General features: G+C 68.1%; 22 protein-coding genes and 1 pseudogene. 10 read left to right on the forward strand and 13 right to left on the reverse strand.

Annotated elements, in window-relative coordinates; translation table 11 throughout:
• Positions 1 to 9 precede the first annotated feature (9 nt).
• Positions 10 to 834 (forward strand): alpha/beta fold hydrolase, encoded by an 825-nt coding sequence (locus F1642_RS06155; protein ID WP_194885781.1) that lies wholly within the window; start codon positions 10 to 12, stop codon positions 832 to 834.
• On the opposite strand, the gene F1642_RS06160 is transcribed toward F1642_RS06155, so the two are convergent.
• Entirely contained in the window at positions 831 to 2,315 is a 1,485-nt protein-coding gene (locus F1642_RS06160; protein ID WP_045998792.1) for an inorganic phosphate transporter, read from the reverse strand. The genes F1642_RS06155 and F1642_RS06160 overlap by 4 nt on opposite strands.
• Positions 2,316 to 2,501: 186 nt before the next feature.
• Between F1642_RS06160 and F1642_RS06165 the strand changes: the two genes are divergently transcribed.
• The gene (locus F1642_RS06165) at positions 2,502 to 3,353 is read left to right on the forward strand and encodes a sugar phosphate isomerase/epimerase (RefSeq protein ID WP_194885782.1); all 852 of its coding nucleotides are present in this window, start codon (positions 2,502 to 2,504) and stop codon (positions 3,351 to 3,353) included.
• A gap of 117 nt (positions 3,354 to 3,470) precedes the next feature.
• Here the strand turns inward: F1642_RS06165 and F1642_RS06170 are convergent, their stop codons facing one another.
• The 9 genes from F1642_RS06170 to F1642_RS06210 form a co-directional block, all read right to left on the reverse strand.
• On the reverse strand, positions 3,471 to 4,229 hold the full coding sequence (locus tag F1642_RS06170) for a DUF1080 domain-containing protein (RefSeq protein ID WP_139598467.1): 759 nt from the start codon (positions 4,227 to 4,229) through the stop codon (positions 3,471 to 3,473).
• A 56-nt stretch (positions 4,230 to 4,285) separates the two neighbouring features.
• Positions 4,286 to 4,930, reverse strand: a complete 645-nt coding sequence (locus F1642_RS06175; protein ID WP_045998789.1) for a gluconate 2-dehydrogenase subunit 3 family protein — start codon at positions 4,928 to 4,930, stop codon at positions 4,286 to 4,288.
• Positions 4,930 to 6,618, reverse strand: a complete 1,689-nt coding sequence (locus tag F1642_RS06180) for a GMC oxidoreductase (protein ID WP_045983176.1) — start codon at positions 6,616 to 6,618, stop codon at positions 4,930 to 4,932. Before F1642_RS06180 ends, F1642_RS06175 begins: the two co-directional genes overlap by 1 nt.
• A gap of 33 nt (positions 6,619 to 6,651) precedes the next feature.
• Complete coding sequence (locus F1642_RS06185; RefSeq protein ID WP_139598465.1) at positions 6,652 to 7,554, reverse strand: hydroxypyruvate isomerase family protein; 903 nt, start codon at positions 7,552 to 7,554, stop codon at positions 6,652 to 6,654.
• Positions 7,555 to 7,688: 134 nt separating this feature from the next.
• The gene (locus F1642_RS06190; RefSeq protein WP_194885783.1) at positions 7,689 to 8,624 is read right to left on the reverse strand and encodes an ABC transporter substrate-binding protein; all 936 of its coding nucleotides are present in this window, start codon (positions 8,622 to 8,624) and stop codon (positions 7,689 to 7,691) included.
• A 27-nt stretch (positions 8,625 to 8,651) separates the two neighbouring features.
• Positions 8,652 to 9,647 (reverse strand): ABC transporter permease, encoded by a 996-nt coding sequence (locus F1642_RS06195; protein ID WP_045983178.1) that lies wholly within the window; start codon positions 9,645 to 9,647, stop codon positions 8,652 to 8,654.
• Positions 9,644 to 11,161 (reverse strand): sugar ABC transporter ATP-binding protein, encoded by a 1,518-nt coding sequence (locus F1642_RS06200; protein ID WP_194885784.1) that lies wholly within the window; start codon positions 11,159 to 11,161, stop codon positions 9,644 to 9,646. The genes F1642_RS06195 and F1642_RS06200 overlap by 4 nt, the downstream gene beginning before the upstream one ends.
• Positions 11,158 to 12,264: a Gfo/Idh/MocA family protein gene (locus F1642_RS06205; protein WP_194885785.1), complete on the reverse strand. Its 1,107-nt coding sequence runs from the start codon at positions 12,262 to 12,264 to the stop codon at positions 11,158 to 11,160. Before F1642_RS06205 ends, F1642_RS06200 begins: the two co-directional genes overlap by 4 nt.
• Positions 12,261 to 13,313: a sugar phosphate isomerase/epimerase gene (locus F1642_RS06210; protein ID WP_194885786.1), complete on the reverse strand. Its 1,053-nt coding sequence runs from the start codon at positions 13,311 to 13,313 to the stop codon at positions 12,261 to 12,263. The genes F1642_RS06205 and F1642_RS06210 overlap by 4 nt, the downstream gene beginning before the upstream one ends.
• Positions 13,314 to 13,460: 147 nt before the next feature.
• Here F1642_RS06210 and F1642_RS06215 point away from each other — a divergent pair, with 147 nt between their 5' ends.
• From F1642_RS06215 to F1642_RS06230, 5 genes are all read left to right on the forward strand, one after another.
• Entirely contained in the window at positions 13,461 to 14,486 is a 1,026-nt protein-coding gene (locus tag F1642_RS06215; RefSeq protein WP_194885787.1) for a LacI family DNA-binding transcriptional regulator, read from the forward strand.
• A gap of 73 nt (positions 14,487 to 14,559) precedes the next feature.
• Positions 14,560 to 15,099, forward strand: coding sequence for a PAS domain-containing protein (locus F1642_RS06220; protein WP_176695085.1), 540 nt, complete (start codon positions 14,560 to 14,562; stop codon positions 15,097 to 15,099).
• Positions 15,092 to 17,077 carry a chemotaxis protein CheB gene (locus F1642_RS06225; protein WP_194885788.1) on the forward strand — a complete coding sequence of 662 codons (1,986 nt, stop codon included), beginning with the start codon at positions 15,092 to 15,094 and terminating at the stop codon, positions 17,075 to 17,077. Before F1642_RS06220 ends, F1642_RS06225 begins: the two co-directional genes overlap by 8 nt.
• Before the next feature lie 46 nt (positions 17,078 to 17,123).
• On the forward strand, positions 17,124 to 17,552 hold the full coding sequence (locus F1642_RS15560) for a PAS domain-containing protein (protein ID WP_255522219.1): 429 nt from the start codon (positions 17,124 to 17,126) through the stop codon (positions 17,550 to 17,552).
• Between the two features lie 53 nt (positions 17,553 to 17,605).
• Positions 17,606 to 18,496 (forward strand): sensor histidine kinase, encoded by an 891-nt coding sequence (locus tag F1642_RS06230; RefSeq protein WP_194885789.1) that lies wholly within the window; start codon positions 17,606 to 17,608, stop codon positions 18,494 to 18,496.
• Here F1642_RS06230 and F1642_RS06235 read toward each other — a convergent pair.
• Positions 18,493 to 19,074 carry a TetR/AcrR family transcriptional regulator gene (locus tag F1642_RS06235; protein ID WP_052714870.1) on the reverse strand — a complete coding sequence of 194 codons (582 nt, stop codon included), beginning with the start codon at positions 19,072 to 19,074 and terminating at the stop codon, positions 18,493 to 18,495. The two genes, F1642_RS06230 and F1642_RS06235, sit on opposite strands and share 4 nt — an antisense overlap.
• Positions 19,075 to 19,397: 323 nt before the next feature.
• On the opposite strand from F1642_RS06235, the gene F1642_RS06240 reads away from it, so the two are divergent.
• The 3 genes and pseudogenes from F1642_RS06240 to F1642_RS06250 all read left to right on the forward strand — a co-directional run bounded on the left by F1642_RS06240 (position 19,398) and on the right by F1642_RS06250 (position 25,007).
• Complete coding sequence (locus F1642_RS06240; protein ID WP_370582812.1) at positions 19,398 to 20,501, forward strand: efflux RND transporter periplasmic adaptor subunit; 1,104 nt, start codon at positions 19,398 to 19,400, stop codon at positions 20,499 to 20,501.
• A gap of 6 nt (positions 20,502 to 20,507) precedes the next feature.
• A pseudogene (locus F1642_RS06245) lies at positions 20,508 to 23,625 on the forward strand (efflux RND transporter permease subunit).
• On the forward strand, positions 23,622 to 25,007 hold the full coding sequence (locus F1642_RS06250; RefSeq protein ID WP_045998781.1) for an efflux transporter outer membrane subunit: 1,386 nt from the start codon (positions 23,622 to 23,624) through the stop codon (positions 25,005 to 25,007). The pseudogene F1642_RS06245 and the gene F1642_RS06250 overlap by 4 nt, the downstream one beginning before the upstream one ends.
• On the opposite strand, the gene eutC is transcribed toward F1642_RS06250, so the two are convergent.
• Together eutC and F1642_RS06260 are read right to left on the reverse strand one after the other, a co-directional pair.
• Positions 25,004 to 25,732, reverse strand: coding sequence for an ethanolamine ammonia-lyase subunit EutC (eutC, locus tag F1642_RS06255; protein WP_194885790.1), 729 nt, complete (start codon positions 25,730 to 25,732; stop codon positions 25,004 to 25,006). The two genes, F1642_RS06250 and eutC, sit on opposite strands and share 4 nt — an antisense overlap.
• Positions 25,729 to 26,967, reverse strand: coding sequence for an ethanolamine ammonia-lyase subunit EutB (locus tag F1642_RS06260; RefSeq protein ID WP_370582813.1), 1,239 nt, complete (start codon positions 26,965 to 26,967; stop codon positions 25,729 to 25,731). The genes eutC and F1642_RS06260 overlap by 4 nt, the downstream gene beginning before the upstream one ends.
• Positions 26,968 to 26,969: the final 2 nt, after the last annotated feature.

The raw sequence follows: 26,969 nt of genomic DNA on the forward strand, positions 1-26,969 counted from the left end.
GGCGGCGGCATGGCGGTTTTCACGGCGGGTGACGGGGCGCGCATCGCCTTTTCCGACCAGGGGACCGGCCTGCCCGTCCTGTGCCTGGCGGGCCTGACCCGCAGCATGTCCGATTTCGACTATGTCGCGCCGCACCTGACCGGGGTGCGCCTGATCCGCATGGATTACCGCGGCCGCGGCGCGTCCGAATGGACCGGGGCCGAAACCTATACCGTCCCGCGCGAGGCGCGCGATGCGATCGACCTGCTGGATCATTTGGGGATCGACCGGGTAGCGGTGCTGGGCACGTCACGCGGCGGGCTGGTCGGCATGGTGCTGGCCGCGACCGCACATGACCGCCTGTCGGGCCTGTGCCTGAACGATGTCGGCCCCGAGATCGCGCGTGCCGGGCTGGAGCGGATCTTCGACTATGTCGGACGCAATCCCGTGGCTGCCAGCCACACAGACCTGGCGGCGCGCCTGCCCGGGCTGATGCCGGGCTTTGCCGACGTCCCGCCGGGACGCTGGCTGGAGGACGTGAGCCGCCATTACCACGAAACGCCGGACGGGTTGCGCATCACCTATGACCCCGCCCTGCGAGAGGCGTTCCTGGCCGCGTTCCAAGGCGATCCGGTCGATCTGTGGCCGTTGTGGCAGGCGACGGCCGGCTTGCCGGTCGCACTGATCCGGGGGGCGAATTCGGACCTTCTGTCGCCTGCGGTGGCCGCGCGCATGAAGGACATGCGCCCGGACCTGATCCTGGCCGAGGTGCCCGGCCGCGCCCATATCCCCTGGCTGGACGAGGCCCCTGCCCTGGACGCGATCCGCCGCTGGCTGGCGGCCTGCGGCGCCTAGCCGCCGATCGCCCGCAGCGCCCAGAACAGCGCCCCCGACAGGGCCGCCGCCGCCGGAACCGTGACCACCCAGGCCGCGCCGATGGTCAGCACATGCGACCGGCGCACCAGCTTGCGGCGGCGACGCTCCTCGGGGGCGGTGCGGGGGCGTTCGGGGGCCTGACCCTGCACGGCGCGGGCGCGGCGGGCCGCGTCCCATTCGCGAAAGAAGCCCACCCCGAAGATCGCACCGACGGCGATATGGGTCGAACTGACCGGCAGACCCAGCCAGCTGGCCAGGATCACCGTCAGCGCCGCCGACAGCGACACGCAATAGGCACGCATCGGGTTCAGCTTGGTGATCTGGCTGCCGACCATGCGGATCAGCTTGGGTCCGAACAGGAACAGACCGAAGGACAGGCCGAACGCCCCGATCAGCATCACCCAAAGCGGGATGGCCACGGCCTCGGCCGTGCCGCCCGACCCCAGGGCCTGCACGATGGCGGCCAGCGGCCCGACGGCATTGGCCACGTCATTGGCACCATGCGCAAAGGACAGCAGCGCGGCCGACACGACCAGCGGGATGCCGAACAGCACCTTGAGCGATTTGTTGCGGTTCTCCAGCCCGCGCGACTGGCGGCGGATCACCGGGATCATGACGATCCAGCAGACCAGGCCCAGCACCGCGCCGATCATCAGCGCCCCGGAGAAGGTCACGTCGATGATGCGGCTAAGACCCTTCAGCGCCAGATAGGCCGCGAACGCACCCGCCATGATGCCGATCAGGACCGGCACCCAGACGCGCGCGGCCGCGATCTTGTCGTCGCGATAGATGATGCGCGCCTTGATGAACCACAGGAAGGCCGCGGCGATCAGCCCGCCCAGCACCGGAGAGATCACCCAGCTGGCCGCGATGGTCGCCATCGTGGGCCAGTTGACCGCGCCGAACCCGGCCGCGGCGATGCCCGCGCCCATCACGCCGCCGACGATGGAATGGGTGGTGGAGACCGGCGCGCCGATCCAGGTCGCCAGGTTCACCCACAGCGCCGATGACAGCAGCGCCGCCATCATCGCCCAGACGAAGATGCCGTCGGTCCCGATCGTCTGCGGATCGATGATCCCGCGAGAGATGGTGCTGACCACGTCGCCGCCCGCGATCAGGGCGCCCGCGGTCTCGAACACGGCGGCGATGGCGATGGCGCCCCCCATGGTCAGCGCATTCGCGCCGACCGCCGGGCCCATGTTGTTGGCCACGTCGTTGGCGCCGATGTTCAACGCCATGTAGGCGCCGAAGATCGCCGCGACCACGACGATCAGCGTGTTGTCGGTCTGTCCGAAGGCGACCATCGCCCCCAGCCCGGCCAGCAGCACGAAGGCCAGCGCGACGCCCGGCGCGACCAGCGGGCGCGCGACATAGGCGGTAGCGTTTTCCAGCGCCGAGAACCGCCCCAGGTCGCGGTCCAGCGTATCGAGATGTCGGGCTTCCAGGTCGTTTTGGGCCATGATGTCCTCTGGTTGGCGCAGCGGGGCCTAGGGCGAAACGGCGCTCAGCGCAAGCATTGCGGCGGTAGGGTGCCGATCCGGGCAGCAAAAAGCCGGGCCTGTGTGAATGTAATCCTTTTCAGACGGAATGAAATCCATTACATCTGTGGACAACCCCCGGAGGAGCGGGGACCAGAGGAGAAGATCATGACATTTGCGAGAACCGCCCTGATCGGTGGACTGGCCACGTTGGTGGCACCGATGGCGATGGCCCAGGATGCGGCCACGTCCGACCTGCCCATCGCGGTCCAGATGTATACGCTGCGCGACCACGGCACGATGGATGAACAGCTGGCCGCCGTCCAGGCGGCGGGTGTGACCGCGGTGGAGACCGTCGGCATGCAGGACAGCACCGCCGAGGACCTGTCGGCCAAGCTGCAGGAATACGGGATCGAGGCGATCTCGACCCATGCCCAGCTGGCCGATCTGCGCGCCGACGCGCAGGCGGTGATCGATTTCAACAAGGCGATCGGCAACGACGTCATCACCGTCCCCTATCTGGCCGAGGAGGACCGTCCTGCGGATGCCGCCGGCTGGACCGCCCTGGGCGAGGAGCTGGCCGCGCTCAGCGAGACGCTGCAGGCGGCGGACATGACGCTGGCCTATCACAACCACGATTTCGAGATGGTCGAGTTCGACGGCCGCACCGCGCTGGAGATCATGATGGAGGCCGCGGGCGAGGACGTCATGGCCGAGCTGGACCTGGCATGGGTAGCGCGCGGCGGATTGGACCCGGTCGAGTATCTGGGCCGTTTCGACGACCGCGTCTTTGCGATCCACGCGAAGGACAACGCCCCCGAGGGCGAGGCCGAGGACGAGCGGGGATTCAAGGCGCTTGGCGAAGGCACGCTGGACTGGGCCGCGATCCTGCCCGCCGCCGAGGAGGCCGGCGCGCAGTGGTACATCATCGAGCATGACCAGCCCCTGGATGCCGCCGAGGTCGTGATGACCGGCGCCACCTTCCTGACGGAAAACCTGCCGGACAGCGCCACGCGCTGAACCCTCCCTGCCGGACAGGTTGACTGGGGCCGCGACATCGTCGCGGCCCCTTTTTCCGTGTCGCGATGCCGGGTGGCGATGCGGGGCCCGCCGCGGGGGGGGGCGGACCCGGCGGGATCACATCGGGCGGACCCAGATGTTGCGGAAGCTGACATCCGCGTCATGGTCCTGCAGCTGGATCGGCGCGCAGTCATGCGCCTCGTAGGCCGGATAGCCGATCCATTCGGTCACGCCCTGGATCTGGGCGTGGTTCTGCACCACGACGCCGTTGTGCAGGACGGTGACATGGGCCGGACGGCGCAGCGCACCTTCGTCCGAAAAGATCGGCGCCTGGAAGATGATGTCGTAGGTCTGCCATTCTTCGGGTGCGCGCGAGGCGTTCACCAGCGGCAGGTGCTGCTTGTAGATCGACCCCGCCTGCCCGTTCGCATAGGTCGGGTTCTCGAAGCTGTCCAGGACCTGCACCTCGTAGCGGCTCTGCAGGAAGATGCCGCTATTGCCGCGGTCCTGGCTGTCATGCCCCTCGTTGTTCGGCGGAGAGCGCCATTCGACGTGCAGCTGCACGTCGCAGAAGCTTTCCGTGGTGCGGATGTCACCCGATCCGCGCGCGACGCGCATCGCGCCGTCCTCGACGACCCACTCGGCCGCGCCGCCGTTCACGGATTCCCACCCGTCCAGGTTCGTCCCGTCGAACAGCACGACCGCGTCCGACGGCGGCTCGCCCTCGGGGGTCTGGACCAGCCGCGGCTCGGGGCCCGCGATCTCGGTCACGCGGGACTGGGCCTGGCGTTCCTCGCGCGTCGGCTCGGGGGCGTCCTGGGCCAGGGCGGGGGCGGCCAACGCCAGCAGCGCGGCCATCGATGTCATCAGTTTCATGGCAATGTCCTTTGCGAAAGAATGCGGCCCCGGACATGCCGGGGCCGTTGGCGGGATCAGGTGGCCCAGGCCGGGCCGCCGTCGTATTCCAGATCGCCGATGTACTCGCCCGGCACCGGCTCATAACGCAGCACCTGCGTCGCACCGACTTCGGAGGTGAAGAACCCGAACAGCGTCAGCTGCTGGATCGGCGTGAACCAGTGCAGCGCCGGCAGGTCCGCCTCGGTCTGGGCCTGCGCGGTGGCGGCGGTATCGGCCGACTGCTGCTGGTCGCGGGCCTGGATGCGCATCTCCTCCTTGGCCTGGGCCACGACGGCGGCCTGGGCGCTGGCGGCGACCATGGCCTCCTGCAGCATCTGCTGGCGCTCCTCGGCGGTCAGGTCCTCGAACGGCTTGCCGAACTGTGCCTGGGCCTCAGATTTCAGCGTGTCGATGCTGTCGCGGAACGCCGCCTGCTCCTCGGCGTCATAGCAGTCGCTGACGAACTGGGTCATGAAGGCGCCCACGCCCGCATCCTTGGCGCCCGGCGTGTCGGTGGCGGGAATGATCGTCTCGGCCACCTCGTCCAGGAAGGCCGCATCCTCGGGGGTGAAGAGGTTCTCTCCGGTCTCGGTCGGGACATAGGCCATCACCCGGCCCGCACCCAGCATGGCCGTCCCGGTGACGGCAGCGATCATCGTCAGAAGGTCGCGACGGTTCATCACAGATCTCCGTTCTTGAGGGCTTTGACGGCGTGATCCGCCGCACGCGCGGTCAGCGCCATGTAGGTCAGCGACGGGTTCACGCAGCTGGCCGAGGTCATGCAGGCCCCGTCCGTCACATAGACGTTCGGCGCATCCCAGACCTGGTTGTTGCCGTTCAGGACCGAGGTCTTCGGATCGCGGCCCATGCGTGCCGTGCCCATTTCGTGGATGCCCATGCCGGGGGCATAGTCGCGGTCGACCGGCTTGACGTCCTTGACGCCGGCGGCCTCCAGGATGTCGACGGCGTCCTGCTTCATGTCCTCGCGCATGCGCATCTCGTTCTCGCGCAGGTCGACGCTGACGGACAGGACCGGCAGGCCCCACTTGTCCGTCGTGCCCCGGTCAAGCGAGATGGCGTTGTCGTGATAGGGCAGCATCTCGCCAAAGCCGGTCATGCCGATGGTCCAGTTGCCCGGCGTCGACAGCGCCTGCTTCAGGTCCGCACCGATGTTCAATTCGGCGATGTCGCGCTGCCATCCCTGGCGGCTGGCCGAACCCTGATAGCCGAAGCCGCGGGTATAGGGCCGCTCCTCGCCGTCGATGTTGCGGAAACGCGGGATGTAGAAGCCCGCCGGACGGCGCCCGAAGTAGTACTTGTCATCGAACCCCTCGACCCGGCCCTCGGCGCCGACGCGGAAATGGTGGTCCATGACGTTGTGGCCCAGCTCGCCCGACGACGACCCCAGGCCGCCTTCCCAGACATCGGTGGCCGAGTTCATCAGCACCCAGGTCGAATTGAAGCTGGAGGCGTTCAGGAACACCACGTCGGCGGTGTATTCATAGGTCATGTTCGTCTCGGCATCGATGATCTCGACCCCGGTCGCGCGCTTGCGGTCCTTGTCGTACAGGACCTCCTTGACGATCGAGAACGGCCGCAGCGTCAGGTTGCCCGTGGCCATCGCGGCGGGCAGCGTCGCGGACTGGGTGCTGAAATAGGCGCCATAGGGGCAGCCCAGCCAGCACTTGTTGCGATACTGACAGGCGACGCGGTTCTGGTCGGGCAGCGCCTCGGTGATGTTGGCCACGCGGCTGTTGATCAGGTACCGCTTGCCGCCAAAGGCGTTGCGCAGGCGTGCCGCCACGTCCTTTTCGACGATGTTCAGCGGGATGGGCGGCAGGAACTGCCCGTCGGGCAGGATGTCCAGCCCCTCGTTCGTCCCCGAGATGCCGGCAAAGCGTTCGGCATGGTCGTACCAAGGCGCGATATCGGCATAGCGGATCGGCCAGTCGGTCGCGATCCCCTCGCGTTCGTTGGCGGTGAAGTCGGTGTCCGAGAAGCGATAGGACTGGCGACCCCACATCAGGCTGCGCCCGCCGACGTGATAGCCCCGGAACCAGTCAAAGCGCTTGGCCTCGACATAGGGGTTTTCCTGCTCGTTGGCCCACATGCCGAAGGTCTGCTCGTTCAGGGGATAGTCGCGCGACAGGACGGGATAGTTGTCCTTCATCTCCATGGTCGCGGTGCCGCGGTGGGGATAGTCCCAGGCCTCCTTGTCGGCGTTCACATAGTCGGTCAGATGCTCGATGTTGCGGCCACGCTCCAGCATCAGGACCTTCAGGCCCTTCTCCGTCAGCTCCTTGGCGGCCCACCCGCCGCTGATGCCCGATCCGACGACGATCGCGTCGTAATGCATGTTGTCTGCCATCTGGCGTTCCTTTCTAGAAATTGCTTGAGGCGTTCAGACGTCGCAGGTCAGCACCGCGTCGCGCAGCGATGCGGCGGCGGCCTGCGGGGCGGGGTCGCGCGGGATGAATTCCTGCGCCACCCAACCCTGATAGCCCGTGTCCCGGATCGCCCTGCAGATCGCGGGATAGTTCAGTTCCTGACTGTCGTCGGGGTCGTTGCGACCGGGATTGCCGGCGGTGTGGTAATGCCCGAACCAGCGATGGTCGCGCATGATGGTGCGGATCACGTCGCCCTCCATGATCTGCATGTGGTAGATGTCATAGAGCAGCTTGAACTGCGGGCTTTGCAGCCGTTCGCACAGCGCCACGCCCCATGCGCTGCGGTCGCACATGTAATCGGGATGATTGACGCGGCTGTTCAGCAGCTCCATCTGCAGCACGACGCCGGCATCGCGGGCGGCAGGCAGGATGCGCGACAGGCCCTCGGCGCAATGGCGCAGGCCGTCTTCGTCGGACATGCCCCGGCGGTTGCCGCTGAAGCAGATCAGGTTCACATGCCCCGCCTCCGCGACCAGCGGGATGTGACGCAGATAGCGTTCGGTCAGTTCGTCGTGGTTGGCGGGGTCCGCCCAGCCATCCTCCAGGCTGATCTCGGCGCCGTTGCACATCGAACTGGCCAGCCCGTGTTCGGCCAGCACCGGCCAGTCGTCCGGACCGCACAGGTCGATCGCGCCCAGGCCGGTCTGGCGGGCCAGCTGGCACAGGTCGGCCAGCGGCAGGTCGCCAAAGGTCCAGCGCGCCACGGAATGGTTGATGTTGCCCTGCAGCCCCGCAGGCTGCGCATCCTGGGCCATCAGGGGCACCGCCCCCAGCCCCGCTCCAAGCGCCGCAAGGCCGCTGGCGCCGTGAAACAGTCCGCGCCGGGTCATGGTCGCGCGGTCCGACAGATCGGTCATGGTTATCCTCCCTTTGATGCAGGCCCCGGTCACGCCCTCGGGCGAAATATGAAACCGTTTACATTTCGGGGCGGAACGACCCCCTCCTCCGGGGTCGAAATGCGGCGCGGGTCACATCCCGCGCCGCGTCGTCTTCAGTACGGGCTATCTTCGAAATAGAAGCTCTCGGCGTTCTCCGGGGTGATCAGCTCGGAGGCGATGATGAATTCGCCCGACATGGGCGCGCCGGAGGTCAGGCCCAAAGCGGTCATCTCGATCGCGGTCGAGATCATCGCCGGCGGATAGGTCACGTTCACCGGAACCGTCGGATCGCCGTCCTGGATGCGCTGGACCATCTCCTTCATCCCGGCGCCGCCGACGACAAACATCTCCTCGGTGCGGCCGGCCTGGTCGATGGCGGCCAGCGCGCCCACGGCCATGTCGTCATCCGCCGCCCAGACCGCATCGATCTCGGGGAAGCGCGACAGCCAGTCCTGCATCAGGTTGAAGGCCGTGTCGCGGTTCCAATTGCCGTGATCCATGGCCAGCACCTCGATGCCCGACCCTTCCAGCGCAGCCTCGAAACCCGCCACGCGCTCGTTGTCGACGGTGGAGGCGATGCCGCGCATCACGACGACCTTGGCGCCCTCGTCCAGGGTATCGGCGAAATACTGGCCTGCGGTGCGGCCGAAGCTGTCGTTGTCACCCGCGACATACAGGTTCTCGATGCCCTCCTGGGCCAGGCCGCGGTCGACGACGGTGACCCAGACGCCGCTGTCGGCGATGCGCTGGATCGGGCCGGTCAGGGGCTCGGATTCGAAGGGCAGGACGACCAGCGCGTCGATGCCGCGGGTGGCCACCATGTCCTCAAGGTCCGACACCTGCTGCCCGGGATCGGAGGTCGTGGTCAGCACGAATTCCAGATCGGGGTTCGCCTCGGACAGCCGCGCGACGGTGCGTTCGGCGTGAAAGTTCAGCGCCCCCGCCCAGCCATGCGTCGCCGCCGGGATCGAGATGCCGATGGTTTCCGACAGCGCCGGGACAGCGGTCAGGCCCATCAGGGCGGTTGTGGCAATCAGGGTCTTTCTCATGGTGGTTACTCCTCCCACAGGTGAAAATCAGCGTGCGGCGCCGGTGTTTCGCTGCAGCACGACGGCAAGGATGATGACGACGCCCTGGATGGCACCGTTCAGATAGGGGCTGACGAAGTCGGTCAGGTTCAGCAGGTTGCCGATCAGCGACAGGATCAGGACCCCCACGACCGTGCCCCAGACCCGGCCGAAGCCGCCCTTCAGCAGGGTGCCGCCGATGATCACCGCGGCGATCGCCTCCAGCTCCCACAACAGGCCCGTGGTGGCGGATGCCGATCCAAGGCGCGGCACGTACATCACGACCGCGATGCCGACCAGCGTGCCCAGCAGGACATAGGTCATCAACCGCACCCGCAGCACCGCGACCGAGGAATAGCGCGCGACCTTCTCGTTCGAGCCGATGGCGGCGCAGTGGCGGCCAAAGGCGGTGTGGCGCATGGTGATCTCTCCCAGGATCGCCAGCACCGCAAAGACGATGATGGGCCAGCTGATCCCCAGGATGCCGTCGTAATAGACGGGGCGGTACAGCTCGCGCATCTCATAGCCCAAGGACAGCGTGCCGCCGTCGGCCAGCCAGGTCACCAGGCTGCGATAGATGCCCATCGTGCCCAAGGTCAGGATGAACGCCTCGATGCCGGCGCGGGTGATCAGGATGCCGTTGATGAAGCCCGCAGCCAGTCCCGTGAACAGCGCCAGCGCGATGCCGATCAGGATGACGGGCAGCCCGCCGCCCATGCTTTCGGTCAGCATGTTCATCACCAGGATCATCAGCCCGGCGACGAAGGCCGCCATCGACCCGACGGACAGGTCCAGCCCGCCCGCGGTGATGACGAAGGTCATGCCGATGGCGATGATGCCGATGAAGGCCGACCGCGCCAGCACGTTCGTGATGTTGGCAAAGCTGAGGAAGTTCGGGTTCAACGCCATGCCGATCAGGACCAGCACGATCAGCGCCACGATGGGCGCGACGACGGCCAGATTGACCCTGGGACGCCGGGTCGGGGCGGTGGTTGCCATGCTCATGCGGCGCTGTCCTTTTCATGTCCGCCCTGGGAATGGTCCATCCCCATGGCCAGACGCACGATATTGCCCTCGGTCACGGCCGCGTCGGCCAGTTCGCCCACGATGCGGCCAGCGTGCATGACGACCACGCGGCTGGCCAGACCGATCAGTTCGGGCATTTCCGAGGAGATGACGATGATGCTGCGGCCTTCGGCGGCCAACCGTGCGATCAGGGTATAGATCTGCTGCTTGGTGCCGATGTCGATGCCGCGGGTGGGTTCGTCGATGATGACCACCTGGGGGTCCGACAGCAGGGTCTTGGCCAACAGCAGCTTCTGCTGGTTGCCGCCTGACAGATCGCCCACCGCCATGTCGCGTTCGGGCGCGCGGATCGCGAAGTCGCCGATGGCCGTGTCCAGCGCGGCCTCCTCGCGCTTGCGGTCGATCAGGGGGCTGCCGAACCGGTCCAGCTGGCCCAGGGTCAGGTTCTCGCGAAGCGTCTTGTCCAGCAACAGACCCGCGCCCTTGCGGTCCTCGGTCAGATAGACCAGCCCGGCCCGCATCGCCTGCGCGACGTGGTTGGCGGGCAGGTCCTGCCCCTTCAGGCGCACGGTGCCGCTGCGCGGGCGCAGGCCCGCGATGGCCTCGGCCAGTTCGGTGCGCCCCGATCCGACCAGGCCGCCGATGCCCAGCACCTCGCCCCGGTGCAGCACCAGGGACGCGTCATGGACCACACCGGGGACGCTGACGCCCTGCGCCTCCAGGATCGGCTCGGCCCCGTGGGCGGCCTTGGGCGGGAACAGGTCCGACAGCTCGCGCCCGACCATGGCGGTGGCCATGTCGTCTTCGGTGACGTCGGCGGTCAGGTCCGACCGCACCATCGTGCCGTCGCGCAGGACGGTCACGCGGTCGGCAATGCGCTTGACCTCGCCAAGCTTGTGCGAAGTGTACAGGATCGCCACCCCTTCCGCCCGCAGGCGGTCGATCTGGGCGAACAGCACCTCGGTCTCGCGTTCGGTCAGCACGGCGGTCGGTTCGTCCATGATCAAGACGCGCGCCTTGCGCGACAGGGCCTTGGCGATCTCGACCATCTGCTTGTCGGGGACCGAGATGCGGTTGACCGGCGTGCCCGGATCGACCCGGCACTGCAGCTGGCCCAGCAGATCGGCCGTCTGCGCCCGCATCGCCTTGTGATCCAGCAGCAGCCCGCGCCGCAGTTCGCGGCCCAGAAAGACGTTCTGATCGACCGACAGGTGTTCGGCCAGGTTGAACTCCTGATGGATCATGATGATGCCCAGATCCTCGGCCTCGTCCGACCCGGCAAAGGTGATGGGCTTGCCCTGCCACGTCACCTGCCCGCCCGTGGGGTCCAGGTATCCGGCCAGGATCTTCATCGTCGTGGACTTGCCTGCGCCGTTCTCGCCGATCAGGGCGTGGACCTCTCCGGGATGCAGGGCGAAATCGACGCCGTGCAGGATCTCGATGGGACCAAAGGACTTGGTGACGCCGTTCAGCGCCAGGATGGGATCGGTCATGGCGTCACCTGGACCCAGGCCGCATCCGCCGCGTTTGACCGGATGCAGGCGTCGATGAACTGCAACCCCTCCAGCCCGTCGCGGACGCCGGGAAGGGTGTCGGGCATGGTGCCGCTGCGGATCGCCTGCGCGGCCTCGGCATAAAGGTTCGCGAACCCCTCGAGGTATCCTTCCGGATGGCCGGGGGGCACGCGGCTGCCGTCCTGGGTGCTGCCCGGCCCGGCGCGGCGCAGGATCTGCGCCGGTTTGCCGAAGGGGGTGTATCTCAGCGTCTCGGGCGTGTCGTGCTGCCATTCCAGGCCGCCCTTGTCGCCATAGACCCGCAGCCGCAGGCCGTTCTCCGTTCCCGGCGCCACCTGCGAGGCCCACAGCATCCCCTTGGCCCCCGACGCATAGCGCAGCAGGATATGCGCGTTGTCGTCCAGCCTGCGGCCGGGGACGAAGCTGGTCAGGTCCGCAGCCAGCCGGTCGGGCAGTTCGCCAGTAACGAACCGCGCCAACTGGAACGCGTGCGTGCCGATGTCGCCGATCGCGCCGCCGGCGCCCGCGCGCTCCGGGTCGCCGCGCCATGCGGCCTGCTTGCTGTCCGTGTCCTGGGTCAGCCAGTCCTGGGCGTATTCGACCTGGACCAGCCGCAGCGTGCCCAGATCGCCGCGCGCGATCATTGCGCGGGCCTGCCGGATCTGGGGGTAGGCGGAATAGTTGTGCGTCAGGATGAACAGCGCATCCGACCGCCCGGCCAGGTCGGCCAAGGCCTGCGCCTGATCCAGCGTCGCGGTCATCGGCTTGTCGCAGATGACATGGATGCCCTGTTCCAGAAAGGCGCGTGACACGGGTTCATGCAGGTGGTTCGGGGTGCAGACCGACACGGCCTCGATCCCGTCGGGACGGGCAGCCTCGTCACGCGCCATCTGGCGAAAATCGCCATAGCTGCGGGTGATGCCCAAGGCACGCGCACTCTCGGCCGCGCGCGTCTCGTCCGAGGACAGGGCGCCGGCGATCATGTCGAACCGGCCGTCCAGCCGCGCGGCGATGCGATGGACGTTGCCGATCATCGCCCCCTCGCCGCCCCCGACCATGCCCAGACGGATCGGGCGGTTCATCGGGACAGCCCCAGCATGCGGCGGTTGGCTTCCATGTCGGCACCCCCATCTGCGAAATCGTCAAAAGCGCGGTCGGTCACGCGGATGATGTGGTCGCGCACGAAGGCCGCCCCTTCGCGGGCGCCGTCCTCGGGGTGCTTGATCGCGCATTCCCATTCGACCACGGCCCAGCCGTCGAACCCCATCACCGCCAGCTTGGAAAAGATCGCGCCGAAATCGACCTGACCGTCGCCCAGGCTGCGGAAGCGGCCGGCGCGCTGCGCCCAAGGCTGAAAGCCGCCATAGACGCCCTGCCGACCGGTCGGATTGAATTCGGCGTCCTTGACATGGACCATGCCGATCCGGTCGGCATAGATGTCCAGGTTCTCAATGTAATCAAGCTGCTGCAGCAGGTAGTGCGACGGATCATACAGCATCTTGGCCCGCGGATGCTGGTCCAGACGGTCCAGGAACATCTCGAAGGTGACGCCGTCGTGCAGGTCCTCTCCGGGATGGATCTCGAAGCAGATGTCGACACCGCGGCTGTCGGCATGGTCCAGGATCGGACGCCAGCGCGCGGCCAGTTCGTCGAATGCCGCCTCGACCAGGCCCGCGGGGCGCTGCGGCCAAGGATAGAAGTACGGCCAGGCCAGCGCCCCCGAGAACGCCGCCATCCGGTCAAGGCCAAGGTTGGCCGACGCATCGATGGTCTTGCGCATCTGATCCACCGCCCATGCCTGACGGGCCGTCGGATTGCCCCGCAGCGTGGCCGGGGCGAACCCGTCGAACGCCTCGTCAAAGGCCGGATGGACGGCGACCAGCTGACCCTGGATATGGGCCGACAGTTCGGTGATGGCCAACCCGTTGGCCTGCCCCTTTAGATCGTCGCAATACGTGGTCGAGGTCGCGGCCAGATCCAGGTCGATCAGCGCCTCCGCCCCCGACGGCACCTGCACGCCCAGATAGCCGCAATCGGCAGCCCATGCCGTGATCGCGCCAAAGCTGTCGAACGGTGCCTGCGAGCCCACGAATTGGGCCAGGAAAAGGCCGGGGCCCTTGATCGTCTTCATACATCCTCCCGGAACTTCCCCTCCGAAGTTCCCCTTGCCCGATTCCGCATCATGTAATCGGTTTCATCTGACGTTCTCACAGGATGAAAAGGTTTACAACATCAATTTTTCCGCTAAGCCTGATGCTGTCCCGAACAAAGGTTTCTTGTGTCAGATCAATCGCGTCCGCCCCGAATCCATGATGTCGCCAAGCTGGCGGGGGTGTCCGTGGCGACGGTCAGCCGGGCCATCTCGAACCCGTCGATCGTGTCGGAAACCACGCGCAAGGCGGTCGAGGCGGCGATCGCGCAGACCGGCTATACGCTGAACTTCACTGCCCGGAACCTGCGCCAGCAGCAGGTGGGCGGCGTGCTGGCGCTGGTGCCGAACCTGGCCAATCCGTTCTTCTCGCAGATCCTGTCGGGCATCTCCGAGGTGCTGCGCCGCCACAATCTCAGCCTTTTGGTGATGGACACGACCGCGGTACCTGACCAGCCGGCGATGAAGGTGCTGGGCCCCTATCTGACGCGGTCGCGGTCGGACGGGGTGATCGTGCTGGACGGGCAGATGGAGGCGGGCCTGTTCGCCCGTCCCGGCTGTCCGCCCCTGGTGCAGGCCTGCGAGTGGATCGACGGTCTGTCCGCCCCCCGCGTGCTGGCCGACAATGTCGAAGGGGGCCGCCTGGCCGCCCGGCATCTGACCGACCTGGGGCACCGCCGCATCCTGCACCTGACCGGGCCGCAGGGCAGTTCGCTGACCCTGTCGCGCCGCCAGGGCTTCCTGCAGGGTCTGGCGCAGGCGGGGCTGCCCGATCCCGGACCCGGGGACAGCATCACCGGCGATTTCACCGCCCGGTTCGGCCAGCAGATGGCCGCGCAGGTGCTGGCCATGCCCGACCGTCCCACCGCGGTCTTCTGCGACAACGACGAGATGGCGATCGGCCTGATGCACGGGCTGATCGTGGCCGGGCTGCAGGTGCCGCAGGACATCTCGGTCATGGGGTTCGACAACATCGAGATGGCGGCCTACAGCAGCCCCGGCCTGACCACGATCCGCCAGCACCGCGCCCGCCTTGGCCGACGCGCCGCCGAAGTCCTGCTGGCCCGCATGCAGGGCCAGCAGGTCACCGACAGCATCACCCTGGGCGTCGATCTGGTGGTCCGCGCCAGCACCGGACAGGCGGCAAAAACGTGACTTGTTCCAGGCGGCGGGGATTAATATTGTACGGCTGAACGTCGGGGACATGGCCCGCCGCAACAGGATGACGATGCCCGACCCCACGCTGCCCGAAGCCCTGCGCGCCCAGATCGCGCGGTCGCGGATCGCCATTTCCCTGGCGGCGGCGATGCCCGACATGCCGCTGTGCATGGTCAACGACGCCTTCTGCCGGCTGACCGGCTTTGACGCCGACGACAGCCTGGGCCGCAACTGCCGCTTTCTGCAATCCTCCGCCACGCCGAGGGACCAGATCGGCGCGATGTCGCGGTTCCTGGCCGACGATGCACAGGATGACGGGCGGTTCCCGGTCCTGAACCGCACCCGCGACGGGCGGTCGTTCATGAACCTGGTGTTCATGTCCAAGCTGCGCGGCAGCGACGGCACGCTGCGTTTCGTGATCGGGTCGCAGTTCGACGTGACCGCATCGGACGCGGCAGGAACGATCGCGCGCGATGATGTGGCACTTAGTCGCAACATGGCGGACTTGCGCCGGGCCGCGGGACAGTTCGGACTGATCATGTCGGATTCCACGGGGCTGATCGCCCGTTCGATCAGCACGCTTGCAAGGATCACGTTGCGCGATGAATGACGCCTCGCCCGCACGCGCCACCACGCGTCCGCCCTTCGCCGTCGTCGGCATCGGCGCCTCGGCCGGGGGGCTCGAGGCGCTGCACGACCTGCTGCGTGACGTCCGGCGCGAGGACCCGGCCGCCTATGTCGTCATCCAGCACCTGGACCCGACGCATGACAGCGTTCTGGCCGAACTGCTGGACCGGCGCACCGCGCTCAGCGTGCAGCAGGCGACCGACGGCACGGTGCTGCAGCCGGGTCATGTCTATACCATCCCCCCCGGCGCGCGGATGCTGATCAGCGACGGACGCCTGCACCTGACCGATTTCGACCAGCCGCGCGGGCTGCGCCGCCCGATCGACGACTTCTTCGAAAGCCTGGCGCATGACCGCGGCCCGGCCGCTGCCTGCGTGATCCTGTCGGGCACGGGGGCGGACGGCACGTTGGGGCTGCGCGCGGTCAAGGAACATGGCGGCATCTGCGTCATCCAGGAACCGCGTACCGCCCGGTATGACGGAATGCCCCTCTCGGCGCAGTCGACCGGGCTGGTGGACTATGTTCTGCCGCCGGAACGGATCGTGCCCGCCATCCTGCAGTTCTTCGATTCCAGCGAAACGCAGCAGGCCGACGACGCGATGCTGGCCGATGCGCGGCTGATCTGCCAACACCTGCTGGACCGGTGCGGGCACGATTTCTCGGGCTACAAGATGACGACGCTGGTGCGGCGCATCCGCCGGCGGCTGCAGGTCCTCAACATTGCCGGCACGCGCGACTATCTGCGCCACCTGCAGCGCCATCCCGACGAATGCGAGGCGTTGCTGAACGAGTTCCTGATCAACGTGACACGGTTCTTCCGCGACCCCGAGATGTTCCAGGCCCTACGCGAGCAGGCCATCCGCCCGATGGTCGCGGCCGCCGACGGAGAGGAGCTGCGCGTCTGGGTCGCCGGCTGCTCGTCCGGCGAGGAGGCCTACTCCGTCGCGATGCTGATCGATACGGAAATGCGCGCCGCCGGGTTGCGGCCCCGCTTCACCGTGTTCGCCAGCGACATCGACAAGAAGATGATCGAGATCGCCCGCGCCGGCACCTATCCGATCAGCGCCCTGGCCGACATCCCCGAGGAGATGCGCGCGGCCTATACCACGCATCGCGACGCGCTGATGCAGATCACGCCGCAGCTGCGCGACCGGGTGCGTTTCTCGCTGCATTCGGTGCTGCGTGATCCGCCCTTTGCGCGGGTCGACCTGATCTCCTGCCGCAACCTGCTGATCTATCTGGACGAAGATCTGCAGTCTCAGGTGCTGCCGCTGTTCCACTATGCCCTGCGCCCCGGCGGCTACCTGTTCCTGGGCCCGTCCGAAGGGGTGCGTCGCGAATCCATGCACTTCACCGAGCTGGACCGCCCCGCGCGGCTGTTCCAGCGCGACGCGACGCCCGCGCGCCTGCCGCTGGACATGCCGTTCCTGCGATCCGAAGGCGACCGCCCCCTCCCCCGCCACCCGCAGCCGCAAGGCCGAGGACGGCGCGGCCCGCGACGGGGCCCTTGCCGCACAGCGCCGGGTGCTGGACCGGTTCGCGCCCGCCTCGCTGCAGGTGTCCCCTGCGGGAGAGGTCCTGTGGACGGCGGGCAGGCTGGGCCGTTTCCTGGCCGTCGATCCGACCGCCAGAAAGCCGATCCTGGCACCGCAGATCGTGCATCCGGGCCTCAAGGAGGCGGTGACCGCCGCGCTGGACCAGGTGGCCGGAACGGGCCGCGCGGCCATCCTGCGCAACCTGCTGGCGCGGTCCGACCTGGGGGCGCAGCCGGTGACCCTGTTCGCAGAGCCCCTGCCCGACCGCAGCGTCCTGCTGGTATTTCACGACGCGGGCGCACAGGCCCTGCCCGACACGCTGGACGAGACGGACGAACTGAGCGTCACGGAATCCCGATCGGACCTGCTGGAGGAGCAGCTGCGCCTGACGCGGATCGAGCTGCACGGCGCCGTCCAGGAGCTTGAGACCGCGAACGAGGAGCTGAAGAGCTCGAACGAAGAAATGATGTCGATGAACGAGGAGCTTCAGTCCACGAACGAGGAGCTGAGCACCGTCAACGACGAGCTGAAGTCCAAGATCGACGACCTGACGGCCGCCAACAGCGACCTGCAGAACTTCTTTTCCGCGACCAAGATTCCGTTGCTGGTGGTCGACCGCGACGTGCGGGTGCGAAACTTCACCGCCGCGGCGCTGCAGATCTTTCCGCTGCGCCGGTCCGATCACGGCCGCCCCCTGGCCGACGTGTCCAACGTCTTTGCCAGCGACGTCCTGCTGTCGATGGCGGCCGAGGGTGGCCCGCCAGGGCGAGGCGCAGGGGACCGAGCTAGTCGAGGCCGGCGGCACCCGCGTCTGGCGCGTCGATGCCAAGCCCTATCGCGGCCCCGAGGGGCATCTGGACGGCGCCATGCTGGTCTTCGAGGACGTCACCGCGCTGCGTGACCTGCGCGTCGAGGTCGAGCGGCAGGAGGAGCGGTTTGAACGCGGTGCGGTCCATGGCGCGGATCGCGGTCTGGCATTACGACGCGGCATCGCGGATGCTGACCATCGACGACAGCTCAGACCTGCTGGGCCTGGGCCAGACGGCGCAGCTGCCGCTGTCGGCCTTTGCGGCCCTGATCGCGCCCGCCGACCGTGACGGGCTGCTGGCCGACCTGCAGGCCTGCGCCGCGGGCACGGCCTTTCGGCGTGTCGTGTCACCTTCGTCCGACGCACGCTCCGCCGTGCGGTTGGAGACGGCGGCCGCGCGGTTCGGGACCGACGACGGCGATTGCCGCGTGCTGGGGGTCATGCTGGACGTGACCGCCGCGCAATCGGCCGCCACGCTGCGTGAAGCGGTGATTTCCGAGATGGACCACCGGGTCAAGAACCTGTTCACCCAGATCTCGGCAATGCTGCGGATGGCGGCCCGCGAGACCGACGACGCCCAAACCGTGGTCGAGGAGGTCTCTGCCCGGATCAATGCGCTGGCCAGCTCTCATGGACTGACCACGGCGCGGGGCACCAAATCGCAGCTGCCTCTGGCCGATCTGATCGCGACCACGCTGGCGCCCTATGACGGTGCGCGGATCGACAGCGGCGGTGACGACCTGACCATCCCGGCCCGCCTGGTGGTCCCGATGTCGCTGATCCTGCACGAACTGGCCACGAACGCGTTCAAGTACGGCGTCCTGGGGCCGGTCGACGGTGCGCTGCAGATCACGTGGCGGCGCGATGGCGACGGGGCGGTGCTGGACTGGACCGAACGCTATGACGCGCCGCGGGCGCAGGACGAACCCGATGCGGGCTTCGGCTCGATCCTGCTGGAGGGGGCGACATCGCAGATCGACGGCACGTTGCAGGTGACGCTGGACGCGGACAGCCGCCGCACCCGCCTGACCTTCTAGGTCAGCAGCGCGCCGACCTGCCGCATCTGCTGGCGCAGCATGTCGGGAATGTCGGATTCGGTCATCGTCTCGTCCCCCGCCCAGGTGCGCACGGCATGCGACAGCGCGTGGGTCGCCAGTTCGGCGATCAGCATTGCCTCGGCCTGGCGGTCGGGGCCCAGGCGGGCATGCAGCAGTCCGCCGATCGTCAGGGCGATGTTGTCCATCGAGTTGCGGAACACGGCCATCAGCTCGGGGGTGGTGTCCCAGACCTGTTCGATCATGCGGACGACCTGGCGGTCCAGGTCCTTCAGCTCCAGCATCCGGCCCAGCAACAGCGCCAGATCGTCGATCAGCGCCCCCTTGGACGTCACGATCCAATCGGCCGTGCAGGGTTCCAGCTGCGGCGGCATGCCCAGGACCGCAGCCTGCTTGTTGGCGTAATAGTTGAAGAAGGTGCGCGGACTGATCCCTGCCTCGGCGGCGATGGAATCGGTGGTGACCGCGGCATAGCCCGACCGGATGCTCAGCCGCAGCGCGGCCAGCTGGATCTCTCGGGCGGTCTGCTGGCGGCGGCGGTCGCGCAGGTTGCTGGTCATTTTCGGGGCAGTCTCCTCGTGCAGTCGAAGGAAACATTGCATAGTCCGCAAAAACATGCAATCAGCGCGCAACAGTGACGCCCCGTCGGGCGCTTATCCAGGACAAAGATGATGCCGAAACACAGCCTTGCGACCGGGCGCCGCCATGGTCGCCGCGATTCTGTCCACCTCCGCGGCCTGGGCGCAGGCGCCCGAAGGGATGCCGCCCAAGCAGGTGGGCGTCATGCAGGTCGCGGTTCAGGACGTTCCGCGAATCGTGACCCTGCCCGGTCGCGCGGTCGCGGTGTCGGAGACCGCCATCCGCCCCCCGCGTCGGCGGCATCGTGACCGAGATCCTTTACGATCCCGGCGCCGCGATCGAGGCGGGCACCCCGATGTTCCGCATCGAGGACACCACCTATCAGGCGAACCTGGCCAGTGCCGAGGCGCAGGTCGCCTCTGCCCGCGCCCAGGTGACGCAGTCGCAGTCGTCCTTTGACCGTACCCAACAGCTGCTGGGTTCTGGGACGACCCAGGCCCAGGTCGAACAGGCCCAGGCCGCGCTGGACCAGGCGACCGCCGCGCTGCAATCGGCCGAAGCCGACCTGACGCTGGCCCAGGCCGAACTGGGCTGGACCACGGTCACCAGCCCCCTGTCGGGCATCGCCAGCGTGTCGGCAGCGTCCGTGGGCGATCTGGTGACCGCCGGACAGGCCGACGCCATGGCTACCGTCACCCAGCTGGACCCGATCGAGGTCGACATGTACGAACCCTCGTCGCGCTTCCTCAGCGTGCTGGACGACATCAACGACGGCAACCTGCGCCTGAACGACGAACTGGCCGCGACCCTGACGCTGGAGAACGGCCGCGAATACCAGGCGGTTGGCCAGCTGGTCGCGCCCGGCGTGACCGTGTCGACCTCGACCGGGTCGATCGACACGCGGTTCCGGTTCGACAATCCCGACAACCTGCTGCTGCCGGGCATGTTCCTGCGCGGGCAGGTCGATCTGGGCGTGACCTCGGCGATCCTGGTGTCGCAGTCGTCGGCCACGCGCGACAAGGTCGGCACCCTGACGGCCTGGGTCGTCGAGGATGGCAAGGTCAGCCAGCGCCAGCTGACCGATGACGGCACCTACAAGCACCAGTGGATCGTCACAGACGGCATCGAGGATGGCGAGACCCTGGTCGTCGACGGCCTGACCGGGCTGGCCGAGGGCATGGAGGTCGTCACCGTCCCCGTGACCATCGACGAAACCGGCGTCGTGCGCGAACAGGCCCCCGCCCAAGGCGCCCCCGCCGATGCAGCCCCCACGGATGCAGCGCCCACGGATGCGGCCTCCGCCGACACGGCCCCCGACGCAGCCGCGGCCGACGCGGGAACCGACACCGGCCCCGCCGACGCAGCCCCCGCGGAGGCGGATGCCGCCCCCGCCGGCGCGACGGAGTAATCGCGCATGGCACGTTTCTTCATTCACCGGCCCGTCTTTGCATGGGTGATCGCCCTGATCACCATGCTGGTCGGCGCGCTTGGCCTGAACAGCCTGGCCATCGAACAGTATCCCCAGATCGCACCCACGACGGTGCAGGTCCGGGCCACCTATAACGGCGCCTCGGCCGAGATCGTCGAATCCTCGGTCACCACGGTGATCGAGGACGCGATGACCGGCATCGACGGCCTGACCTACATGACGTCGAACTCGACGCTGGGGTCGGCATCGGTCGCGCTGACCTTCGACGACACCGTCGACCCCGAGATCGCCCAGGTCCAGGTGCAGAACAAGCTGCAGCTGGTCACGTCGCAGCTGCCCGACGTGGTGCAGCAGCAGGGCGTGCAGGTCGAACGCTCGACCAGCTCGATCCTGCTGGTGGCGGCGCTGACGGCGGAAGAGGGCACCTATACCACCGTCCAGCTGGGCGACCTGATCTCGCAGTTCATCGAGGATCCGGTCAAGCGCACGCCGGGCGTCGGGTCGATCAACACCTTCGGCTCGGGCTATGCGATGCGGGTCTGGATGGACCCGATGAAGATGGTCCAGTACAGCGTCACGCCCGCCGACGTCACCGCGGGCCGTGGCCGCGCAGAACACCAACGTCACCGTGGGCGACCTGGGCGCGCAGCCCGCCGCCGAGGGCCAGCGGCTGACCGTGTCGGTCACCGCGCAGTCGCAGCTGTCGACGGTCGAGGAGTTCGAGAGCATCCTGCTGCGCGTCGATCCCGACGGATCGACGGTCTTTCTGGGCGACGTCGCCCGGATCGAGATCGGTCAGGAAAGCTATGGCGGCAGCTCGCGCTACAACGGTAACCCGGCCGCGGGCGTCGCCGTGAACCTGGCCACCGGCGCGAACGCCGTGTCGACCGCCGCCGCCGTGCGCGACACCATCGACGGCCTTGCCGACGCCCTGCCCGCCGGAGTCGAGATCACCTATCCCTATGACACCTCCCCGTTCGTGGAAAAGTCGATCAGCCAGGTTTACAAGACCCTGGCCGAGGCCGTGCTGCTGGTGTTCCTGGTGATCCTGGTCTTCCTGCAAAGCTGGCGGGCGACGATCATCCCGGTGGTGGCGATCCCCGTCGTGCTGCTGGGCACCTTCGCCGTGCTGGCGGTGGCGGGCTTCTCGATCAACACGTTGACGATGTTCGCGCTGGTGCTGGCCATCGGCCTTCTGGTCGACGACGCCATCGTGGTCGTGGAGAACGTCGAGCGGGTGATGGAGGAAGAGGGCCTGGGCCCCGTCGAGGCCACCGAAAAGAGCATGGACGAGATCACCTCGGCGCTGGTCGGCATCGTGCTGGTCCTGTCGGCGGTATTCCTGCCGATGGCGTTCCAGACCGGCGCCACCGGGGTCATCTATCGGCAGTTCTCGATCACCATCATCACCGCGATGATCCTGTCGCTGGGCGTGGCCGTGATCCTGACCCCCGCCATGTGCGCAAGCCTGCTCAAGGCGCGCAAGCATGGCCAGGGCGGCATCGCCCCCGCCCGCTGGTTCAACCGCAACCTGGACCGGACCACGACCGGCTATGTCGGCATCGTCACGCGGCTAGTGAAACGCCCGCTGCGGATGCTGATTGTCCTGGTCGCGATCGGGTTCGGCGTGATGACGCTGTTCGACCGCCTGCCCGGATCGTTCCTGCCCGACGAGGATCAGGGCGTGGCCCTGGCCATCATCCAGGGCCCGGACGGATCGACCACCCAGCAGACGCAGGCCCTGGTCGAAAAGGTCGAGCAGTACCTGCTGACCCAGGAAACCGACACGGTAGAATCGGTCTTTGCCGCGCTTGGCTTCAGCTTCGGCGGGACCGGGCAAAGCAACGCGCTGGTCTTCATCAAGCTGCGCGACTATGCCGAACGCGACGGGTTCGACATCGCGTCGCTGGTGAACCGGGCGAACGGCTATTTCTTCACCACCAACCGCCAGGGCCAGATCTTTGCCCTGCAGCCGCCCGCGATCCAGGGCCTGGGCACGTCCTCCGGCTTTACCATGTACCTGGTGGACCAGACGGGCCAGGGCCAGGACGCGCTGGCCGCCGCCGCCAACCAGCTTGTCGCGGATGCGCAGGCGGGTGGCCAGGTCACCAACCTGCGCGGCAACGAGACCGCCAACACCCAGACAGCCCTGCGTCTGGACATCGATCAGCAGAAGGCCGCGGCCTTTGGCCTGAACATCGGTGACGTGAACGCGATGCTGTCGGTGATCTTTGCCGGGCGCGACGTGAACGACTTTGCGCTTGGCAACGACCTGCGGCCCGTGGTGGTCCAGGGCGAGGCCGCAAGCCGCAGTCAGCCCGAGAACATCGAACGCTGGTATGCCCGCAACAGCCAGGGGGAAATGGTGTCCTTCGGCGCCTTCGCCGATCAAAGCTGGCAGCAGGAACCGCAATCGCTGGCGCGTTTCGGCGGCACGCGGGCGCTGGAGCTCAGCGGGGCGGCCGTTCCCGGCCTGTCCTCGGGCGAGGCGATGAACGTGATGGAACAGATGGTGGCGGACATGGACGGCGGCTATGGCACCGCATGGACCGGGCTGTCGTTCCAGGAACGGCTGTCGGGCAACCAGGCGCCGCTTCTGTTCGCGCTGTCGGCGCTGGTCGTGTTCCTGTCGCTGGCCGCGCTGTACGAAAGCTGGTCGGTGCCGCTGGCGGTCATGCTGACCGTTCCGGTGGGCATTCTGGGCGCCCTGGCGGCCGCGCTGTTCTTCGGACAGTCGAACGACGTGTACTTCAAGGTGGGTCTGCTGACGACTATCGGGCTTGCCGCCCGAAACGCCATCCTGATCGTCGAATTCGCCGAGGCGCAGGTCAAGGAGGGCAAGACCGTGGTCGAGGCCGCCCTGATCGCATCGCGCCAGCGTCTGCGTCCGATCCTGATGACCACGTTCGCGTTCATGCTGGGCGTGCTGCCGCTGGCCATCGCGTCGGGCGCCGGTGCGGGGGCGCAGAACTCGATCGGCATCGGCGTTCTGGGCGGCATGGCTTCCTCTGCCGTCATCGGGATCTTCCTGGTGCCGGTCTTCTATGTGGCCGTGCTCAAGATCCGGTCGCTGCTGTCGCGCAAGAAGGAAAAGACCACGTGACGTTTCCCCGTATGACCCGCGCGACGCTGTCGCTGACGGCGCTGTTGATGATCTCCGCCTGCGCGGCGGTGGGGCCCGACCCCACCGCCCTGCCCGACACCCGTGTCCAAGGCGCGTTCGCCGAAGGCGGCGGCGGCCCCGTGGGCCAGGTCGGCACCACGGCCTTCTGGTCAGGCTATCAGGACCGCACCCTGTCGCGGCTGATCGCGGACGGGCTGGACACCAGCCTGGACATCATCACCGCCAACGAACGCATCCGTGCCGCGGCGGCCGACCTTCAGGCGACCCAGCCCCTGGCGGCCCAGATCAGCGGAGAGCCCGCATCGGCCAGCCGCGTGCGGTCGGGTGGCGACGGTCAGGCGACCGGCTATACCAGCAGTGCCAACCTGTCGGCGGGCTTCGTGTTCGACCTGTTCGGGGGCGCACGCCGTGCCCGCGAAGGGGCCGCCGCGGGCGTCGCATCGGCCGAGGCGCAGGCCCAGGTCACCCGGCTGGCATGGCTGGCCGAGGTCATCAGCGCCTATTCCGACGCGCGCTACAACCAGCAGGCGCTGGCCCTGACCCGCGACACGATCGAGGCGCGCCAGGCCACCCTGAGCGTCACCCGCGACAGCCAGGCCCTGGGCCTTGCCACCGATTTCGACATCGCCCAGACCGAGGCACTGCTGCAGACCGCGCAGGCCGACCTGCCCGCCTTCGAGGCACAGTTCAACGCGCAGGTCTATCGCCTGTCGACGCTGCTGAACCAGCAGGCCGGGCCGCTGATGTCGCAGATGCAGGGCGGATCGGGCGCGCTGCGCATCCCGCCCGGCCCCGGCACCGGGGTACCGGCCGAACTGCTGCGCAACCGTCCAGACGTGCGCGCGGCCCAGCAGGATCTGGTGCAGGCGCTGGCGGCGGTGGGGGTCGCGACGGCGGACATGCTGCCCTCGCTGTCGCTGACGGGCACAGTCAGCGACACGGGCGGGGCGACGGGCTGGGGGTTTGGCCCCCGCATCAGCCTGCCGGTGGCCAACCAAGGCATCCTGGGCGCGACCCGCACCCGCCGCGTGTCCGAGGCGCGCCAAGCCGATCTGGCATGGCGCAGCCAGGTCGCGGCCTCGGTCGAGGATGTGCAGACCAGCCAGTCGAACCTGCGCCGCCTGCGCCAGCGCGTCGATGCGCTGGACCGCGCGGCGGCCAGCTATGACCGGGCCTATGCCCTGGCGCGCACGAACTTCGAGGCGGGCGCCCTGCCGCTGGTCGATCTGCTGGACGCCGACCGCCAGCGTGCCGCGGCACGCCTGCAGGCCGCATCGGCCCGCAACGATGCCGCCAAGGAATGGGCCGCGCTGCAGATCGCGACCGGCGCCGGTGCCGCCGTGGCGCGGATCGCCGACTAAGCCCGTGGCGGCAGCAGGTCGCTGCCGCCGCTTTCGTCCTTCAGCGCGATGCCCGTCGCGCCGATCCGGCGCCCCTGCATCACCAGCCAGGCCAGCCGTTCGGCGGCGGCCTGATGGGACAGCCCCCCGTTCGGATGAATGTTCGACACGCAGTTGCGCGCATTGTCGCGCAGCCCGATCCGGGGCGCATGGGTCAGATAGGCGCCAAGGCTGTCGGCCACCGACAGTCCGGGCCGTTCGCCGATCAGCATCAGCACCATGCCCGCCCCCGTGGCCGCCCCGATCGCATCGCCCAAGGCCACCCGCGCGCCCTGCGCCAGGATCACCGGACGCCCCGCCAGTTCCGGCAGGCAGGCGAGCAGCGCCCGCACCACGCCCGCGGCCTGCGCCATGACCGCGGGCGCGGACAACCCGTCCCCGATCACCAGCTGAAGCGGCGCGTCCAGCCGGGGCAGGTCATGGGGCGCCAGCTGCCGCCCCAGGTCGGGGCGGCGCAGATAGGTGGCGCGGTCGGTCGCCATGCTGTCCACCCGCAGCACCGGTAGCGGGTCAAGGTCCCGCGTCAGCGCGTCCCAATCCACCTGCCCGTGGATCGCATCGCGCGCCGCCGCGTGATCCTGCTGAAACCGCAGCAGGTCCGGCAGGGCGGTCGGCCCGGCCCCCGCCTGAAGCCGCACCCGCGCCGGAGTCAGGGCGGACAGGCGGCGCAGGTCCGGCGCGCTCATGCGGACAGCCCCAGGCGGCGGGCCATCGCGCCGGTATCGGGCAATGCCCCACCGACAAGGCCGAACGCATCCAGCCAGGCCGCGAATTCGGGTGCCGGGGTCAGGCCGGTGGTTTCACGCAGATAGGCGATGTCCTCGAATGCCAGGCTTTGATAGCCCAGCATCACGTCGTCGGCGCCCGGCACGGCGATCACGAAATTGACCCCCGCCTGCGCCAGCAGCGTCGACAGCGTGTCCATGTCGTCCTGGTCGGCCTCGACATGGTTGGTATAGCAGACATCGACCCCCATCGGCAGGCCCAGCAGCTTGCCGCAGAAATGATCCTCCAGCCCCGCACGGATGATCTGCTTGCCGTCGAACAGGTATTCCGGCCCGATGAAGCCCACGACGGTATTGACCAGCAGCGGCGCATAGGCGCGAGCGACCCCTTGGGCGCGGGCCTCCATCGTCTGCTGATCGACGCCGTGATGGGCGTCGGCCGACAGGGCGGACCCCTGCCCCGTCTCGAAATACATCACGTTCTGGCCGACCGTGCCCCGCCCCGCCGCCAGTCCCGCCTGATGGGCCTCCTCCAGCATCGACAGGGTGATGCCGAAACCTTCGTTGGCGGCCTGGCTGCCCGCGACCGATTGGAAGATCAAGTCCACCGGCGCGCCCCGCTCCAGCAGGGTCAGGGCGTTGGTCACATGGGTCAGCACGCAGGTCTGCGTTGGGATGTCCAGCGCCTGGCGCATCTCGTCCAGGGCGGTCAGCAGGGTGTGGCAGTTGGCCAGATTGTCCGACGCCGGGTTGATCCCGATCACCGCGTCGCCCGCCCCCTGCAGCAGCCCGTCAAGCACCGCGACCGCGATGCCGCGCGGGTCATCCGCCGGATGGTTGGGCTGCAGACGCGAGGCCAGCACCCCCGCCCCGCCGATGGTGTTCCGGAATCCCGTGACGACCCGCACCTTGCGCGCCACGCGGATCAGGTCCTGGTTGCGCATAAGCTTGCTGACCGCGGCCACCATCTCCGGCGTCAGGCCGGGGGCGACGGCGGCCAGGGCCGCACCGTCTGTGGCGGGCGACAGCAGCCAGTCGCGCAGATCGCCCACGGTCATCGACGCGATCGGCGCAAAGGCGGCGCGGTCGTGGCCATCGATGATCAGGCGTGTGACCTCGTCATCCTCATATGCAACCAGCGCATCGGACAGGAAGGTGGTCAGCGCCAGGTCCATCAGCACGCGCCGCGCCGCCACGC

It is taken from the genome of Paracoccus sp. NBH48, from assembly GCF_015390265.1.
GTDB lineage: Bacteria > Pseudomonadota > Alphaproteobacteria > Rhodobacterales > Rhodobacteraceae > Paracoccus > Paracoccus marcusii.

What these genes read in the sequence shown, in the direction of transcription:
- F1642_RS06190 (WP_194885783.1), bottom strand. Translation starts at nt 8,624, where the DNA reads ATGAGAAAGACCCTGATTGCCACAACCGCCCTGATGGGCCTGACCGCT.
- F1642_RS06230 (WP_194885789.1), top strand. Translation starts at nt 17,606, where the DNA reads ATGGCGCGGATCGCGGTCTGGCATTACGACGCGGCATCGCGGATGCTG.
- F1642_RS06235 (WP_052714870.1), bottom strand. Translation starts at nt 19,074, where the DNA reads ATGACCAGCAACCTGCGCGACCGCCGCCGCCAGCAGACCGCCCGAGAG.
- F1642_RS06200 (WP_194885784.1), bottom strand. Translation starts at nt 11,161, where the DNA reads ATGACCGATCCCATCCTGGCGCTGAACGGCGTCACCAAGTCCTTTGGT.
- F1642_RS06210 (WP_194885786.1), bottom strand. Translation starts at nt 13,313, where the DNA reads ATGAAGACGATCAAGGGCCCCGGCCTTTTCCTGGCCCAATTCGTGGGC.
- F1642_RS06160 (WP_045998792.1), bottom strand. Translation starts at nt 2,315, where the DNA reads ATGGCCCAAAACGACCTGGAAGCCCGACATCTCGATACGCTGGACCGC.
- F1642_RS06225 (WP_194885788.1), top strand. Translation starts at nt 15,092, where the DNA reads ATGAATGACGCCTCGCCCGCACGCGCCACCACGCGTCCGCCCTTCGCC.
- F1642_RS06165 (WP_194885782.1), top strand. Translation starts at nt 2,502, where the DNA reads ATGACATTTGCGAGAACCGCCCTGATCGGTGGACTGGCCACGTTGGTG.
- F1642_RS06185 (WP_139598465.1), bottom strand. Translation starts at nt 7,554, where the DNA reads ATGACCGATCTGTCGGACCGCGCGACCATGACCCGGCGCGGACTGTTT.
- F1642_RS06155 (WP_194885781.1), top strand. Translation starts at nt 10, where the DNA reads ATGGCGGTTTTCACGGCGGGTGACGGGGCGCGCATCGCCTTTTCCGAC.
- F1642_RS06205 (WP_194885785.1), bottom strand. Translation starts at nt 12,264, where the DNA reads ATGAACCGCCCGATCCGTCTGGGCATGGTCGGGGGCGGCGAGGGGGCG.
- F1642_RS06180 (WP_045983176.1), bottom strand. Translation starts at nt 6,618, where the DNA reads ATGGCAGACAACATGCATTACGACGCGATCGTCGTCGGATCGGGCATC.
- F1642_RS15560 (WP_255522219.1), top strand. Translation starts at nt 17,124, where the DNA reads ATGAACGAGGAGCTTCAGTCCACGAACGAGGAGCTGAGCACCGTCAAC.
- F1642_RS06170 (WP_139598467.1), bottom strand. Translation starts at nt 4,229, where the DNA reads ATGAAACTGATGACATCGATGGCCGCGCTGCTGGCGTTGGCCGCCCCC.
- F1642_RS06175 (WP_045998789.1), bottom strand. Translation starts at nt 4,930, where the DNA reads ATGAACCGTCGCGACCTTCTGACGATGATCGCTGCCGTCACCGGGACG.
- F1642_RS06220 (WP_176695085.1), top strand. Translation starts at nt 14,560, where the DNA reads ATGCCCGACCCCACGCTGCCCGAAGCCCTGCGCGCCCAGATCGCGCGG.
- eutC (WP_194885790.1), bottom strand. Translation starts at nt 25,732, where the DNA reads ATGAGCGCGCCGGACCTGCGCCGCCTGTCCGCCCTGACTCCGGCGCGG.
- F1642_RS06195 (WP_045983178.1), bottom strand. Translation starts at nt 9,647, where the DNA reads ATGAGCATGGCAACCACCGCCCCGACCCGGCGTCCCAGGGTCAATCTG.